At 57.1% G+C, this 16398-nt stretch carries 15 protein-coding genes and 1 pseudogene; 8 read left to right on the forward strand and 8 right to left on the reverse strand.

Annotation, left to right across the window (positions count from 1 at the left end):
- Nucleotides 1-2: 2 nt before the first annotated feature.
- The 3 genes from BTE54_RS20330 to tssI are packed head-to-tail and all read right to left on the reverse strand — an operon-like array spanning nt 3 to nt 4967.
- The gene (locus BTE54_RS20330; protein ID WP_078053764.1) at nt 3-1577 is read right to left on the reverse strand and encodes a polymorphic toxin type 15 domain-containing protein; all 1575 of its coding nucleotides are present in this window, start codon (nt 1575-1577) and stop codon (nt 3-5) included.
- Nucleotides 1574-2689: a DUF2169 domain-containing protein gene (locus BTE54_RS20335; protein ID WP_078053765.1), complete on the reverse strand. Its 1116-nt coding sequence runs from the start codon at nt 2687-2689 to the stop codon at nt 1574-1576. The genes BTE54_RS20330 and BTE54_RS20335 overlap by 4 nt, the downstream gene beginning before the upstream one ends.
- Before the next feature lie 13 nt (nt 2690-2702).
- Complete coding sequence (gene tssI, locus BTE54_RS20340) at nt 2703-4967, reverse strand: type VI secretion system tip protein TssI/VgrG (RefSeq protein ID WP_078053766.1); 2265 nt, start codon at nt 4965-4967, stop codon at nt 2703-2705.
- A 157-nt stretch (nt 4968-5124) separates the two neighbouring features.
- Here tssI and BTE54_RS20345 point away from each other — a divergent pair, with 157 nt between their 5' ends.
- From BTE54_RS20345 to BTE54_RS20355, 3 genes are read left to right on the forward strand one after another with little or no spacing between them, the layout of a single operon-like run.
- Nucleotides 5125-6096, forward strand: a complete 972-nt coding sequence (locus BTE54_RS20345; protein ID WP_193559590.1) for a hypothetical protein — start codon at nt 5125-5127, stop codon at nt 6094-6096.
- A 37-nt stretch (nt 6097-6133) separates the two neighbouring features.
- Nucleotides 6134-6583, forward strand: a complete 450-nt coding sequence (locus tag BTE54_RS20350) for a hypothetical protein (RefSeq protein WP_078053767.1) — start codon at nt 6134-6136, stop codon at nt 6581-6583.
- A 55-nt stretch (nt 6584-6638) separates the two neighbouring features.
- On the forward strand, nt 6639-7466 hold the full coding sequence (locus BTE54_RS20355) for a protein-L-isoaspartate O-methyltransferase (RefSeq protein WP_078053768.1): 828 nt from the start codon (nt 6639-6641) through the stop codon (nt 7464-7466).
- Between the two features lie 104 nt (nt 7467-7570).
- Here the strand turns inward: BTE54_RS20355 and BTE54_RS20360 are convergent, their stop codons facing one another.
- Both BTE54_RS20360 and BTE54_RS20365 read right to left on the reverse strand, forming a co-directional pair.
- A complete protein-coding gene (locus tag BTE54_RS20360; protein WP_162936141.1) occupies nt 7571-8134 on the reverse strand; it encodes a hypothetical protein in 564 nt (187 codons plus the stop codon).
- Between the two features lie 73 nt (nt 8135-8207).
- Nucleotides 8208-8876 carry a hypothetical protein gene (locus BTE54_RS20365; protein WP_078053769.1) on the reverse strand — a complete coding sequence of 223 codons (669 nt, stop codon included), beginning with the start codon at nt 8874-8876 and terminating at the stop codon, nt 8208-8210.
- 116 nt (nt 8877-8992) lie between these two features.
- Here BTE54_RS20365 and BTE54_RS20370 point away from each other — a divergent pair, with 116 nt between their 5' ends.
- The 5 genes from BTE54_RS20370 to BTE54_RS25165 all read left to right on the forward strand — a co-directional run bounded on the left by BTE54_RS20370 (nt 8993) and on the right by BTE54_RS25165 (nt 13669).
- Nucleotides 8993-9472 (forward strand): PPC domain-containing protein, encoded by a 480-nt coding sequence (locus tag BTE54_RS20370; protein WP_078053770.1) that lies wholly within the window; start codon nt 8993-8995, stop codon nt 9470-9472.
- Nucleotides 9473-9582: 110 nt separating this feature from the next.
- Nucleotides 9583-9891, forward strand: a complete 309-nt coding sequence (locus tag BTE54_RS25365) for an FCD domain-containing protein (protein ID WP_245316670.1) — start codon at nt 9583-9585, stop codon at nt 9889-9891.
- A 253-nt stretch (nt 9892-10144) separates the two neighbouring features.
- Complete coding sequence (locus BTE54_RS20380) at nt 10145-10591, forward strand: excisionase (protein WP_078053771.1); 447 nt, start codon at nt 10145-10147, stop codon at nt 10589-10591.
- Nucleotides 10581-11159, forward strand: coding sequence for a PIN domain-containing protein (locus tag BTE54_RS20385; RefSeq protein WP_078053772.1), 579 nt, complete (start codon nt 10581-10583; stop codon nt 11157-11159). Before BTE54_RS20380 ends, BTE54_RS20385 begins: the two co-directional genes overlap by 11 nt.
- Before the next feature lie 149 nt (nt 11160-11308).
- On the forward strand, nt 11309-13669 hold the full coding sequence (locus BTE54_RS25165; RefSeq protein WP_078053773.1) for a hypothetical protein: 2361 nt from the start codon (nt 11309-11311) through the stop codon (nt 13667-13669).
- 179 nt (nt 13670-13848) lie between these two features.
- On the opposite strand, the pseudogene BTE54_RS20395 reads toward BTE54_RS25165, so the two are convergent.
- From BTE54_RS20395 to BTE54_RS20405, 3 genes and pseudogenes are all read right to left on the reverse strand, one after another.
- Nucleotides 13849-14167, reverse strand: a pseudogene (locus tag BTE54_RS20395) (transposase); the annotation flags it as partial.
- A gap of 70 nt (nt 14168-14237) precedes the next feature.
- Entirely contained in the window at nt 14238-15125 is an 888-nt protein-coding gene (locus tag BTE54_RS20400) for a hypothetical protein (protein ID WP_078053774.1), read from the reverse strand.
- 1 nt (nt 15126) lies between these two features.
- Nucleotides 15127-16221, reverse strand: coding sequence for a type IV toxin-antitoxin system AbiEi family antitoxin (locus BTE54_RS20405; RefSeq protein WP_078053775.1), 1095 nt, complete (start codon nt 16219-16221; stop codon nt 15127-15129).
- Nucleotides 16222-16398 lie beyond the last annotated feature (177 nt).

Raw genomic sequence — 16398 nt, forward strand, 5'->3', positions numbered from 1 at the left:
TTTTATGTTCCTGTTAATGGCTCACCGGGACGACTGGGGTTACTTGGGCAAAGTCGAAGATCAACTTGCACACTTGGACAGTTGTTCGCCGCTTGTCTCTTCGCATGTTCCGTCAATCGGCTAGCGCGAGTATTTCCGTTTCGATTCGGATTGATCCATTGGCTTCCCATAGAGCTATTCTCGGAAAGGCCACCTATCCGGTTTTCAATTGGCAACGCCTGATCGACTACAGAATTATATCTTCCACCCGCGATCATGTCTGGATTATGCAATGCGGCCGCGGAATCCAGATATTGCCCCAATTTTATCGGACCCTGAACTGGACCGTATTTATCAACGTACATTTTCTGGATGCGCGGGTCATTCCTATATTCTTGGCGCGCTTTCGCCTGGAGCGGCTCTGACAAAGCCCGCATGCCCGCCGGATTCGCTAAATACTTTGCTTGATTGGCCAACATCTGCTGCGGACTCATATTGTTGAGCCCTTGTTCCTGCAATTCCATTTGTCGCTTGAACTCATCGAGATCGATCGTACTTTTTGTGGGCATAAAGCAGATTATCAATAAACGACATCTACGATTTTCATCCTCATCAATACGAACATTTGATCCAGGTGGCGGCACAGGAACAGGTTTGGGCTCCGGGTCCTGCGTCGGTTTATTTCTGTGTTCCTGAATTTTTGCAAACGTCTCATTCCGGATATCAGTACCGCTGTCCCAGAATGGAAGTTCGTTGATTCTGCGTTGCGCATCTAAAAGCAATTTCTGTTCAAAATCGTCTTGTGGAACGGTATCGGAAAAGTTCATCTTGTTGGTCGGAATAAGCACACCGGCGGCGAATATTCCGATCCCCGCCAATATCGTTCCCAAACTGACGCCTCCTGCCGCGGCAGCCCCCCCAGCGCCAGAAGTTGCCGCACCGGCGGCAGCGGTACTTGCTCCTCCAGCCGCAGCTCCACCCGCACCTTGAACGAGTGGAGCAAATCCTGGCGTGACGAGAAAGCCCAGAGCAGCGCCGCCAGAAGGCACGGCATCAGATGAACGATTTTGCTTTTCTGAAGCATCGGCGACTTCAATTGCACGAAGCGACCCCCGCACCGGATCATCGTCCTTGGGAGGGTCATAGGTCTGCGTGCTGCGGACGAAGATCGCCTCACCCTGGGTATTCCTGCTGTTCATATAAAAACGATCGAGGTGGCGAATGACATGCGAGCCTTCGGCACGCACCTGATCAGCGTGCCCGATGGGTTCGCAGATGCTTTCCACCGTGCCGGATTTCACCCCCTTACGGTTACCGGGCGCGTCGCCGTGCACATGTGTCGTACACGAACGCATCACCATTGCCTTTTTGCCGGTGAACCGAACAGACGGCGTGTAGTTTTTATCATGGCCGCAAAAATCCACGACCGGATAGGGAATAGGCACCACCGACGAGCCAACCGGTGTCAGGCATACATCAGGCGCCAAAGAGACGATACGCGCCTCATCGATGTCACGCAGTCCCTCACGCGGTGTCCCCGTGGTCCATGTGCCGGGATATTGGGGCTCTCCGATATAATTGTCGCGGGGGATGCTCATGCTGTCTCCCTCTCGGTTAAAGCCGCTTCGGTTTCAGGAGACTTCAGACGAACGCGCGTCAGGGTAAGTTTTGTTTCACCGGCATCGGGAAGAGGAAACCTGATGCGCCAGGTCAGAAGCACCCGCCCGTCATTGCGCCAGTCGAATTGCACGCCATCGAGCTTCAGCACATGCCATTCATCACGATCTTCGCGAGAGCAATGGACACCGAGGGTAAGGCCAGGCAACGAGCCTTTCGCGACCGGATGCTGAGAACTCAGATTAACGAGCTCGTAGTTCTCGTCACCCTTGAGGTGAGGCGTCGCGATGAGATCAGGATGGGCCGCCTGCCAGAAGCGTGGATCAAAATCACGCGGCAAGAGGGGGTGCCTCTCCTCCCGCCAACCGTCGTCATAAGTTCCGGAATATTGCTGACGGAACTGCCACCAAGGCGAAACGAGTCCAAATCCCTGCGGTTCCGGCGTGCTCCGCCAATCGGAATGCTCACCAACGGCAGCGATCTGCGGAGCTGGAACAGGCCCGGCGTCGGCAGGCATCTCAAGATTGACGATGCCGCACCCAAGCGGATTTCGGCGCTCCACGTCAATCGGTGTTTCCGTCCCCGCGTCACCTGTGCCAGGGATCGCGCCGCCATAAGCGTTGCGCCAGCATATGGCCACGCTTCTAGCCGGTTCAGGATCGCTCAGTTTCCAATCCGCTACCACACGTTCGGCTTCCCTGGCGGTAAAACCTGCCCATTTCTCCTTAACGACAGGTTGCCAGAAGCGTTTGCCGAAAACCTCGATTTCCTTGAAAATTCCACCAACGCGGATGGAGGCACGCCAGGATTTCTCCGGCTCGCCACTCGCAGACCACGCATTCCCGAGAAAGGTTATATCCGTGCCGGGCTTGTCCGGGGTAAGGTCGCTTTGGCGCAGGAGGACGGTCTGGTGCGGATCGCCCTCATAGGCATCCTCCCACTGGAAACTTTCCTGCTCGGCTGCGACATCCAGCGAACCGCCCTGAGCATGCGTGAATGTTGCACGCACGGAGACGATACAATCGAGCCCTCCTTCGGCATCGAACTGACGGAAAGCCATGGCGGGAAACGGCAGGCGGTTCTGAAGTTCCAAGACCCGGCCTCCGTCAGTTCAGATCGATCGGCTTGCCGCGAAGCTGAAAATGATCCGTCGCCACGAAATTGAAGGTCTTGCCAAGAATGATGACCTCGCCATTCGCCTTCATGATGAATTTGGAATCGCCGCATTCGATGACGAACTCTTCACCGACTGCAATCTTCTTGAACTTTCCGACGCTCTCCAGCGACGTCTGGCCTACATTCGTAACCTTGCTGACCCCGATCTGTTCAGCCCGCGCCACACCGACGCTGTCGGATTTGAACGTGCTGACGATCGTGTTCATGATGCCCGGCAGCGGAAACAATCCCGAAGCATCGGAACCGACGCCCGAGCCGGAGCCGGCTAGCGCCGTACCCGCATCCGCGCGCGGGCTCGGGCCGGAAACGACCCCCTCACGCGATGAAAGACCGCCGGCTCCGAGGAAGCCGAGTGCGGATGAGGCAAGCGTGGTGGCGAAGGCCGCGACACCGGGGCCACCGCCGCCGGCGATCTGGGCGGCCTGCGAAAGGAGGCCCGCCGTCTGCCCGGAGAGCGCCTGCACGCCCGCCATGGCCATCATCGCCATCGGTCCCGTGCCGCCGACGACGGTGTTCACCGAGCCGCCGATCTCGTGTTTCTGGTTGCCGGAAACTTCCACCGCGCGGTTGCCGCCGACCGAGGCGACCTCATGCCGGTCGATGCGCTTGGTCCGGTCATTCAATACCCGCGTCGTCTGGTCCTTCTGGGCGTGGAAGAACTGGTTCTCCTTGCCGGCCTCATCCTCGAAGGTGATTTCGTTGAAACCGTCGCCCTTGTGGCTGTTGGAGCGCAGCACCATGCGCGTCTTGTTGGCCGGCAGGTCGTAAGGCACGGAATTGGCCGGATTGTTGACCACGCCGATGACCAGCGGCTTATCCGGGTCGCCATCGACGAAGGCGACCATCACCTCCATGCCGATGCGCGGAATGACCTGTGCACCCCATGTGCCGCCGCCCCATGCCTGACTGACCCGCACCCAGCACGTGTCCGTGCCGTCCTTCTTCGCCTTGCGGTCCCACGGGAACCACAGCTTGATGCGGCCATATTGGTCAGGATGGATTTCCTCGCCTTCAGGTCCGGCGACGATCGCCACCTGCGTGCCTTCGATGCGCGGGCGTTTTGTTGACCGGTGCGGCGTCAGCGGCACACGGGCGGGGATCGCCTCGAAGTGATTGCGATATTCCGGCTCGTTGCCATTGGTCTCATAAGAGAGATCGACAATATTGTGGCTTGCCCTGATGATCACATGTTCTTCATAGGCGTGTTCGGGATGGGCGACCTCGTAAGGCGTGAAGCGGCGGCCGGCCTCCAGAATGCGCGAGGTCGACGAACCGAAAACCCGGTCGTGATCGGCTTCGATGGACTGGGTGCGCAGTTTCTGCGCGCGCTCGGCCTCTTCCACCGTCTTGATGCGGGCTGGATATTCGTAAAGCTCGCGCTTCGTCGCATCCGGCATCTGCACCAGCGACGGTGTCATCGTGCCCGGCACCATGCCCGGCGTCTCGAAATTCCAGTCGGCACCCGCACGCTGGCCCGAGACATAGGAAAAACGCCGCGCCCAGTCATTGATATGGTTGCGATCCGACGATCCCTGCGCCAGCCGTACCGTCCCCTCCCCTTGCGCGGCCGGCGACGGCCCAAGCCAGCCACTGGCGCTATCGGCCACATGCAGCTTGTGGGAACCGTCCTCATGGGCAAACCAGTAGAACAGGCCATCTTCCTCGAAACGACGCAGAAGATAGGAGAGGTCATCTTCATTCCATTGAACGCTGTAATGCTGTGCAGGCGGAGGCGAAATGATGCCTGACGTGTCGGGAGCGGGAATGCCATGTTCGGAAAACAGCGTCTCGACGACCTCCACCGCCGTCTTGTCCATCCAGATACGGCAATCCGACCGGCGCGACAGAAGCCACATTTGCGGGCGTATGGTCAGCGCATAGGAGCGCATGCCGCGGGTGATCGGCGGGCCTTCATGCAGCTCCGTCACCAGGCCGTTGAAGGGGCGGCGAACACCGCCGCCATCGCCGTCGCCCTGGCTGATCTCGATGGAGATATCGACCAGCCGTCCGATCAGCTCTTCGGGCTTGACCGCTTCCTTCTTGGCACGCACCGTCAGACGAATGTCGAAGAGCTGCGATACGCCCTCGTCAACCGCAAGTCGTTCCGGCAGAAGCTGATCTTCCCCTAACGGAGACTTGACCTTGAGCACACGGCTCGCCTGAATGAAATCGGAAAAAGAAGTCTGATCATTCATGGCAAACCTCGATGGAAGATCGGAAAAATATCAATCAACTGCCAAAATCTCGACAGAATGCAATCAAACATTGTGGCGAAACCATGGATTCACCATGAATTCCGCAACCTGGATATGCCAAAATTCCATCGATGAAATCTGACAGGAGGGGGTGGACGTGCCGGTTGGAGCAAGGCCGAAACAGACAAAACACGACGCCGACCACTATGGCTTGCGTCGAGAAGAAGCCGCCGGGGCACACCGCGGTGCTGGCTGGTGGGTCAGCCTAAGGCGGCGCGGCCACAGGATCGTCAGGCTGTTCAAGGACAGTGTCTACGGTTCGGGCGATGCCGCCTATCGTCAGGCACGCGCCTACCGCGATGCCATTATCCTTGCAATTCCGCCTGCCACCAATCACGAGCAGGCCGTACTTCTGCGTAAGAACAATCGGAGCGGAATTTCCGGCGTGAGGCGCGTTGATGCGGCTGACGGGGATGTCTGGCAGGCAACGCTGATGACCAGTGAGGGGCAAAAAAGAGAAAACTTCTCCATCGCCAAATTCGGTGAGGAAGCGGCAAAGTCGATGGCGATCACGCAACGCCGCAAATGGCTGAAGGCACTACCCGTTACTCATCTCGCATACGCGCATCACGCTGCCGAGGTGGCACGCGCGCAGTTTGGCGACGAGCTTGCGCCGGCGGACGATGTTTTGCCCAAGGAGCGCCTGGACGATGCCGACATCGAGGCGCGCGTCAAAGCCATTAACGACCAATTTGATGCGTCTCGCCCGAAGCGACTGCGGGTCCGGGTCAAAAGTTACATGAAGGACAGGGTGTCCATCGCTGTTTCCGATGCGGGAAGCCCAGCACGGAAAAAGCTCATGCACCTCAATACGAGAGGCGGGGCCGGGGTCGAAATCATCGAAGCCATCAAAGATGTCATGAAAGAAGCGGTCGCGACCGTCTACGATCAAAATATCTGGCTTTGGTTCAGCTCGGAGCATGTAAACGAACTGCTCGACCCGCAGACCTTTGATATCGACCAAGGTTTCAACGTCCTGGTTATTGTGCCCGAGGAGCGGTTACGATCACATGCGGAACAACGAACGGAAGCGATCGATTATGCGCGGCACGAAGAGCAAACCATATAGATGCAAAATCCAAAAGCAGCACTGGCGGCCCACTGTCATGGCATCGTTTGCTCTTCCGCTCCTGATATCAGTCTCGATGGCAGCGGAACCCTCCGATCACGACAAGGCCAGATTACAGAAAGCCGTCCTCGGCTGCTTTATGGTTCCTGCCGGCGCGACAACCTCCGCCATCATCGAAGCACATTTCGAAGATGGGAAACTGAAAGGCGTGCCGAAAGTCGTGTCGAAAGGAGATGGGCCACTCAATAAGGCATTCGCACAAGCGGGTGTTCGTGCGATCCTGAAATGCGAAGCAAAGATCGCCGTCCTTCCAATCGATGGCGACGTACGCTTCAACTTCACGGCTGAGACAGCAGGGACAGGCGTAGCCCCTGATACCCCGAAAGAGGTCGCGCCAAAGAAACTTTCCCCCGGGCAACAGCCGGCCCACGAGAAGGAAGCGAAAAAGATCGAAAACTTCCTGAACGAACGCCGAATATCGGATTGAAGGCAAATTCCGATTGGTTTGTCAGATGTTTTCTACATCGACAGGAGACCAGCTCATGGCAAATGAACGAGCCAGCATCGAAGAAATACGCGGGTTTTACGCGCGGTTGATGGTAGAAGCGAGCAGGTCGTCCGACCCGCGGCTCGAAAGGGCTTTCGAGGTCGTGCCCCGCGAAGCTTTCTTCCCGCCTGGTCCCTGGAAAGTCATGATCAACCTCCGGTATTTCGATACGCCGAGTGCTGATCCCGTTTACCTCTACCATAACGTCCTGGTGGCGCTTGATGCAGACAAAGGAATCAACAACGGGGAGCCTTCGCTTCATGCGGCCTGGCTCGGAGCAGTTGCACCGCAACGCGGAGAAGCGGTCACGCATATCGGTGCGGGAACGGGATACTACTCAGCGATCCTGTCGATGCTCGTGTTGCCAACAGGTACAGTAACAGCCTTCGAAATCGACAAGAGCTTGGCTGAAAAAGCTCGAGTTAATCTTGAACCCTTCGAGGGAGTAAGCGTGATCAACGCTGACGCGACTCAAAAGCGGCTCCCTAAATCCGATGTGATCTATGTGAATGCTGGAGCGGCAGCACCTCCAATTGACTGGCTACGAGCACTCAAGCCCGGCGGTCGGATGATCTTTCCGTGGCGACCGAGCGAGGAAGTTGCCCTGACGCTGCTGGTTCGGGCCGACAGCGGCGGCTTCAGTGCCAAACCGTTGATGCCGGCATGGTTTATTCCATGCGTGGGCGCTTCAAGAGAGGTTGCTCCTTCCAGAGTGCCGGCCAATTTCGACGAGGCGCGGACTATACGGTCTATCTGGAGAAAGGCTGACCGCTTCCCCGACCAAAGTGCAATTGCCATCTATCCGGACGTCTGGTTTTCCTGAGAACCCACAGCAATTGAGTCAGGCAAGTGACACGCGCGACACCTTTTCCGTCTATTTTTCTGCTCGGTAACGACGTAAAATACGCTTCGGCTGTTCCCATTATCTCATCGACTTGAGTTGATATTGATGACGGCGGATGAACCTACCTGAACAAAAGAATACTCGACCGCACCTCGTTTCCACCAGGCTGTCGTACTTTCGATCGCGTCATTCTTGTCCAGATTATCCGGTGTACCAAGCCTCTCCGATAACGCATCCAGGAAACCGGCAGGCCTTGGCGTGGAATATGCGCATGCTTTGTGTCCGTTCGGACCAGCAGCAAGCCAAAAAGACAATGACTCGGCTCCGCCTGCCTTCTCTTGCCGCCAGCCCACAACGTCCACCGAGCCGCCATTATGGGCGACGAAGCTACGACGCCACTCCTCTGTTTCCGCATCGGTCAGCCGCGGCCAGCCAAGTTCGTCACCCTTGGTCATCGCGGTCTGCACGGTGGGCGCTTCACAGATAGTGAGAAGACGCTCCGCCGTCATGTCCGCCGGCATCGCCGTGGCCACCCCGAAACTCAAAAATGCAGCGCAGAAGCTGCCAATGGTCGATATCTCAAGATACCGAAGCGGACTTGCTCGCTCTGCGCTCCTCATTTTCTTCTCCGGTTCATCATCGTCCATGGGATCAGACCGCCGCGTCCGAAAGTAAACGTTGCGGGATGGATGCAGCCAGTTGAGGATCATGCCCCGGCGTTCACACCGGGCGCAACAGGCTTCCTGTCGTTCGCAAACGCTCTTCCAGCAATTCCATAAGCTGCTCCTCGCGAATACGACCCTGCCCCAAGCCGAGCTTCATTGCCAACTCGCGCCAACCATATGTCGGCCGGACCTGGGGTGCACCATAGGCATCAGCGAACCATGCAAGAGCGACTGCATACCCGTATCCGTATTCCATCTCGACCGAGCCGCCGACAGATACCCAGATATCGGCACCGATAAAAATCGGCGTCCTGAAATCGCCACCGACAACCATCGACGAGTCTTCCCTGGACGCAAAAACCCAGTCCCTGACGACGGCATCTCCAGTGACGAAGATAATGCTGGCCCAGTCATTGTCGATACTGCCGCAGTTCAGATCGCCAAAGACAACGAGGGTAACATGCCCATCGCCCCCTTCGATGCATGTTGAGACTTTGCCGCTGACATGCAGGTTTCCGTCGATGACAGTGATCCATGAAGACGGGACGAAATCCCCGTCAATCGCGAGATCGCCGCGATGAATGCACGCGTCCGCGGTTTCGTTTTGGGGTCCTCCGGACACCAGCTGAAACCTCGACAGGGCCTCGGCCACGGCGGGGTCAGGAAGCTTCCTCGACCTCTGGATCACAAATTCCTGCCACTCTGCTGACGTTACGCTGTTCAAGGGCAGCCACTCTCCTCTTTTCGCCGGATATGCCTGAACGGCAACATGCCACTGGCTTTGACCGAAGCGGACCCTAAAAGGCTGATGTAAACATGTCCAGCAGGGGTGGTTTGCGCATGAACGGCTTCCTGGAGTACCTCTGGGGAAGCGGGCTGTTCGGACGGGAAACAATGATTGAAAGACTTCTACCAGTTTTGCGCCTGTTGTCGGTCGTCATCGCGCTGCTTTGCCCGGCGGATATGCCCGCTTTTGCGGAATCTCGTTACGTCACCGCCGGTACAACGGAACAGCCTGCCGATTTGGGTAAGGTCGAAGGCGTCCTGACCTTCAGGGGACGAACCGGCGAAGGGCCAATGAAGGACGCCTGGTTCGCCTTCACGTTGCCGAACGCTACCCGAGTCAGGATCGCGGCAGACCAACCAGACGTCACATTCGACCTGCGCGTGGTTGGCAGTCTCGGCGTCGATGGCCTTTTGATCAGTACTGCCTTCTCGCATGAACCCAGCATCGAATACGAAGTGAATGCGGGGACGTATCTGTTGCGTACCTATACGGACAACCCCTCAAGCTACACCATCACCATAGAGGCAAACTGACATAGGCACAGATAAGAGCGTTGACCTGACGATTTTATCTCTGTCAAAACGTCGATCATCGCGGTCTGTACGATGGTGCTTCGCAGATATTGAGAAGGCACTCCGGCGTCATGTCCGCTGACATCGCCGTGGCCACTCCGAAAACCAAAAATGCAGAGCAAAAGCTGCCGATGGTCGATACCCCACGGTACCGAAGCGGGCTTGTACGCTTTGCGTTCCTCATTTTCTTCTCCGGTTCGTCATACCGCTACGTGCGGGTGTTGCTATCCAGCTTAGACTATGACCAGCAATCGCAGGACGAGCACCGTGCTCTGCTAAAGCCTTGCAGAGATCGGGATATCGACGCTGCGAGTGCAATTTTGCAGCGTCATTTGCTTGAGGGAAGTCGCAAGCTCAGCGCGGCCGCTCAGTCGAGCTAAGGCGGTTCGCCGGTTCAGCGTTCGGCCATGCCTTGAACTGCCACGGACGGGGCCGACGACAGCTTCTTATCGAGACGAGCGAAATTACTTTGTTTTCGGATCCGCTGTCGTTGAGACGGGTGGCAGGGACGTTCGCCTTGATCGGAATTGAACTGGCGCTCCGAAGAACCGCCGCCATTGCAACTAACCCACACTTTCAGTTATTGCAGATAGAGGTCTTGTTCGCTATATTTGACGGCCAAGGAGATATCGCATGGCCAGCCAAATTGTTCATTTCGCCAGACTGTCAGATCGCGATCGAAAAATAGCTACGCCCTTGCCAAAGCTGGTTGCCGGCGACAGGCTGGAACTCCATGTTCGTGATGCTGGTGGCAAGGCGCGCACGCTCCAGATCCCGCCTTCGGCCGCCGCAGCTGTCGAAGCCCTTCTGGCGCATATGCTGCGCGGGGAGCGCGTCGCCGTACTGGCCGAGGACCAGGAAGTAAGCCCGAGTGACGCTTCAGCCATTCTCGGCATCTCTCGTCCGCTCGTCGTCTTCCGCATGGACCGGGGCGATCTGCCATTCCGCTACGTCGGCAAACATCGCCGCGCCCTCCTGAAGGATGTGCTCGCGTTAAAGTCGAAGCTCGACAAACGACAGACGGCAATGGAAGCACTTGCCGAGGACACAGAGGACCTGATCGAGACCTATGGCCTCTAATCCGCCCGTCGCGGTCTACGATGCCTGCGTCCTCTACCCCTTCCACCTACGTAACATTCTGATCCAGTGTGCCTTCGACGGTCTCGTCGAGGCGCGCTGGACCGACGATATACATGATGAATGGATGCGCAATCTCGCCGTCAACACGCCAGGTTTGTCCATCGAGCGCCTGGAAGCTACGCGCGACCGGATGAACGCGGTCCTCCCAGAGGCAGCGGTGGGGGACCATCGCCCGCTTATTGCGGATCTCACGCTACCGGATCCCGACGATCGACATGTCCTCGCGGCAGCCATCGCGGGCAAAGCCTCCGTCATCGTCACCTGGAACCTGAAGGACTTTCCCGCAAGCCACCTTCTCGCCCATGGTGTGACCAGCAAGTCGCCAGATGATTTCCTCACCGATCTCCATGCGGCGTTTCCGGAAGCGCTAATCTCCAGTGTCAAAAGTGCGAGGCATAATCTGCGAAAGTCGATCCCATCGTTTGAGGCGTTCGTCGACGCGCTTCATCAAGGCGGGTTGAAGACGTTTTCAGGGATGCTTCGCCGGAACATAACCGGATTGGCGTGAGCCTGCGTAATCCTTGAAAAATTGACGAGACCGCCCGACAACTTTCTTGGGTCATAGGGTCGTCCTTATGAACTTTACGGTTTCTTAACCGTCTGCCCCTAATTCCGCACGCCCTCGGCCTGAGGCCCCGAGAAAATATGGGATGACACATGCCAAACGAAGACCTTTCCAAACGCCATTTCCAGAAAAAGATCTCGACCTACTGCGATGTCCGCATTGTTCCCGTTGCGCCGGATTGGGTAGTGGACAACCTCCGCGCCTACCTTCTGGCGTTAATCGCGTTTCGAACGACGCCGGCTCTTGCAAACAACCGCTATGACTGGCGGCAGATCGCGCGCGATTGCGGGATCGATGAAGCGCTGACGACAGCGTTGAAGAAGCAACTGCGACCAGCACTGGATGCGATCATGCGCTGGCTGAAGGAGCCGCCTGTAGAAGACGACGCCAAGAAAGGTAAAAGACCGCAAGCGAGACCCAAAGCTCGTGCCACGAACAAGTTTGCCCCCTCCCCGATGGACCAGCATCACGGAGTTGAAGAGGTCGGCAGCTCCCGTTTAACTGGCCGCCCCGGCCCTAAGCCGAGGCGCGTTTCTGACAAACCAGAACCTTTGTTCGAGGCGAACGAAGATCCTAGTTCATTCAAAGATGCCCTCGCCTATCAGATGCGTCGCTTTGGCGAGAGTTACTGGCAACTCCATAGAGCGGTCGTTCGGATAGACGAATCTTTTGATGCAAAAACCTTGCTGTCGTGGATAGAGGGCCAGCGTGTACCTCGCTCGGTCGCAAGCTTCGACATCCTCGGCCGCATTGAGCGCAGATACGGCCTGCCGAACGGCTACTTCAAAGCGAAACTGCCACATCAGTCCAGGTCCTTATATGGCCACGATCTGGAAGACATCAGCCCGGCGGAGCGGCGCCGGCTTGCCTGGCATCTTCCCGACGACTTCGGCAGCCTGCCTTTTTCGAAGCGCGAAGAGATCCTGGAATGGGTCCGGCGCGTCATTATCTCGGGATCGACCGATTACAGGCGTTTCCAAGCGGCAGCGACGAAGCAGCGCTACGCAATCCGGTTCCCCGGGATCACATATGGCGGGAGTGCACTCACCCCTCGACCAGCGGCTTCTAGCTGGCTGCGAGATGAGGACAAAAAAGGGTGTTCGACCGAGGCGTTCGAGGATCCAGACCTGCTCTCCGGCGTCGTCGATGCACCCCCTCGGCTTGCGATGGAGATGGCAGATCTCATCCGCTTCAAAACGTCGACTCTCACCGAGATCGGCTTCCGCAGAAATGGCGTCTGGAATGAGGAGACAGCCAGCCAGAAAATCGAACATCTCGGCCTGATGTTTGGGGCACTTGCGGCATCCCCGAACGGGGTTGTCAAAGGCCGAGGCGTGCCGCTCAATCAACTTACCTTCGGCCTCCTGATCTTCCCGGGCGTGTGGGATTGGTATCTGCAGTGGCGCGAGCGCCGTCGCGGCTTCTTTACTAAATGGGAAGACGACATGCTGATGGTGGCCATGGCCCTTACTCGCGCTGAAGTCGGCTGGATTCGCCAACATCCCGAACTCCTGCGCAACGTGAAGCCAATCGAAGGACTGCTCACGACAGACGAGATCGAGTCTGCTCGTCGGGACTGGCATGGCGCATGCGAAAACTTCCATCGCCATGCCGCCAACCGTTCAAAAGAAATCCAGCGGGTGATGCGGGTCCACCGCGATCCATTCGAGCCGATCATGTGCGTGCTGGAAGCGCAGAGCCCGCTCGCTGAATACCGGAAGATCACCGAGGAGATCTTGAAGCGGATGCCCGACGAGCACCGCTACCCGAGAGCGGCCGCTGAGGCCGTCCGTTCGTTTCTTATGCTGAGGCTTGGCTTACATCTCGGCCTCAGGCAGAAAAACCTTCGGCAACTGCTGGTCTGCCCACGCGGACAGTTCCCCACGGCGGAACGCCGGCTCGAAGACATGAAGTGCGGTGAACTGCGCTGGAACGAACGCGAGCGTGGGTGGGAAGTCTTCATCCCATCCAACGCTTTCAAGAATTCGGGCTCCTCCTTTTTCGGGCAGAAGCCATTTCGCCTGGTGCTGCCGGATCTTCTTGATCTCTACACCTACCTCAATGCCTATATCGAACGGCATCGGAAGGTGCTCTTGGGTCGCGCATCCGATCCCGGCACGCTGTTCGTCAAGACAGTTAAGACGACCAGCATTGACGCCGCTTACAATCAGACGACGTTTTACGAGGCCTGGCGGTTGGTGATTCAGCGCTATGGCATTTACAATCCGTATACCGGCCGCGGCGCCATCAAGGGGCTCCTTCCTCATGGTCCTCACAATGTCCGAGACGTGCTCGCTACTCACATCCTGAAGCAGACTGGATCCTACGAGCAGGCAAGTTATGCCATCCAAGACACGCCAGACGTCGTGCAGCAGCACTATGGGCGCTTTCTGCCACAGGACAAAGCAGCATTGGCGGCCCGGATCCTCAATCAAGTGTGGGAGGCCGCATAGTGTGATGGTTTAGTCTCTCAGCCCATTGCAGGCATGAACGTAAAATGCCCGCATGCGTCGCGCGACTGCCGTCGTCTCTAGCTCTTGAACGGATTCGAACCAATGGCACGCTCACCAAATGAACTAAGCCCCTGAAAAGATGGCGTAACTCCTATTTATGGAACTTGAGGGAGTGCGCCCAGGCTGGAAGCCGTGCGGTGGGACTTGAGATAGGTTACATCATCATGACGGTCTGGTGTTCTGCAGCTTCAGGCACCGCCAGGCCGTCTATCATCTGGATAAACATGCCCTTGTCGCTCCAGCGTTTCCAGCGGTTATACAGCGTTTTCGCCGGGCCATATTCCTTAGGCGCATTGCACCACCGGAGCCCCTTGCGATTGACGAAAATGATGCCGATCAGCACACGCCGATCATCTACGCGCTGGCGGCCATGGCTCTTGGGGAAATAGGGCTAAAGACGAGCCATTTCTCGTTATTCAAACAGAACAAATTACTCATCAGTCAGGCTCCTGGGCGCCCGTCTGAATCATAGCCGTCAATTCAAATCAATAGGTCCTGACTCAGGGCGTCAGGCGCCAACTTTCTTCAGGAGCGTCGATATGAGATCGGAGACCTCACGCTGCCGCAGAATACGGGTGTCGCGATCGGTGTCTTCTCCCAATTCGAATTTCGCCACCGCGACAGCACCATCCTTGGCGAAGCCTTCGGTCCGCTCGTCATCAACGAAGTGCTGAGCCAACAAAGTCAGGCTCTCGGCGATAACCTCCTTGTGTTTACCACCAAGCGCTTTCACGAATTCGTCTGCAGCCGCATCGACGCTACCATCATAATGCTCGATGCAGTAGACGAGGTCGTGGGCGTCTTTTCGCTCGGCCCGTTGGTTGAAGGCATAAGCTTTCAGGCAAACGAACGCCACTAGGTCAGCATAGTGGAGGTCGACCGTTGCAACGCCGTCGTCCCCGAGAAGCTCTGCCGAGATCTTTCGCGTTTTATGATGATCGAAGACAATTGCCGAATGCGGGATGTTCATGGCCGATACGCTGCCTTCCGTGGGCAACTCAACGACCTTGCCGCCTGACTTGTCGGGATCATCGGCGAGGAGTTCGATTGCGACCTTCGTACCACCCGTGCTGATCTCCCAGCGCCAAGAGACAGACTGCCCCTTCGTGTTTGTGCCACGCGTTAATCCGAGTTTTTTGAAATTGTCTTCAAGGCTATGGTAAGCCTCCGTTTCGTTGAGCATCTGAAGCTGGATGACGACGTCGACATCGCCCGTTCCTGCGTGTGCAGGAATTTCGGGAGGCTTCCTCTCGATAAGATAGCGAGGCGTCAAACCACCCACCAGGAAGATGGAGTCACGCCATGGCCCCAACCCTCGAAGAAGCGTAACCAGGACCCGTTCGCAGTTCTCAGTGACCTGATTGCTGTATCCCTCGGCGGTCGACGGTTTCGTCATCTCAGACTCCTAAAACTTCTTTTCTAAGGTGTTCGGCCATATCCCTTGATCGCCCCTCGCCTCGCAAGAGGTCCAGATAGACCTGCAGGGGGCTCGCAAGCCAAAGTCCTGCCCGCTTCTCTTTGAAAAGAAACTCAGTTGGGGAGCGCGTCTCGATCACGTCGAGATTTGCACCTTCCGTCACAGCTCGGACATCAAGATGCTCTAGAACCATGTCTGTCTTTTCACCGGGGGCCATACGGCAAGCTATGCGATTGATAGATGAAAGGTAGGGCGAATATTCTTGTGCAGCCCTGTCTTGGGTAAGCACATACTCGGCGCCAAGAGCCTCGCATTCAGCTTCCAGCTTGTTTGCAATAGTGTCGGCACCTTTACCAGGAACGTAGAAGCGCCGGCGTTTGTGCCGCGGCCCCTCTTCCACATGGCGAGCCCAGCTGTCGAGTAATGAGGTGGTGTCCGACAGGCGCCGTTCTTTATTCGGGCCGTGGCCGCGAGCAGACACCCATTCCAGGCGCTCCAGCGCGCTAAGTGTTTCTGAAGCGGTTCCGAACGATACTTTCGCCCGCTCTGCTAGGTCGCTGACGCCGAACCAGTCTCCGTGATCCAGAACCAGGGCATGCAAGATCTGGGAGCGCTTCCCTGTAAACAGAGATCCAATCGTTCGTTCCCCAGACTTCGGGACCGGGCGCTCGATGTCGAGGTAAGCGCCTGGTGCTGGCACGAAGAGGCTTCCGCCATCATCGAAGTATCCAACCCCCTCCTCTCGAAGCAGCTGGCGAGCGCCAACCGATATGGAGCTTGCTGCGAGAACGGGCACGACAGTCTCAACGCGCTTTGCTTCAGCGTCTTTCTTGGCAGCGAGGAGGCGCCATATCGCCTCGCGGACATCACGAGGATATACGACGGATTTGCACTCGACGATCAAGAGGATGCCTTTGCCGGCTACATTGGCCTCCACTGCAGCGTCTAGGTATAGGTGACGGCCGAAACCGGGCTCGGCTTCAACATGGGAAACCGTGACCTGCGGCAGCCCTTCAAGCGTTTCAACGAGCGCATCGATCGCCTTTGTCGCACGGTCACGCTCGCTTATCTCCATTATTCAACCTTTTTCACTGCAGAGTGAAAATTCAATAAATCATCTAATATTCGATGTCACGCTAATTTTCACTGTGCAGTGAAAATACGCTTTACACAAGCGGATTTCGCCATTCCCGCTCTTCGCCTTGACAGGATTAGAACCCTAGATCCGTCTAATCACACCCTATGCAACTGA

This window comes from Agrobacterium sp. YIC 4121, assembly GCF_002008205.1.
Classification (GTDB): Bacteria; Pseudomonadota; Alphaproteobacteria; order Rhizobiales; family Rhizobiaceae; genus Agrobacterium; species Agrobacterium leguminum.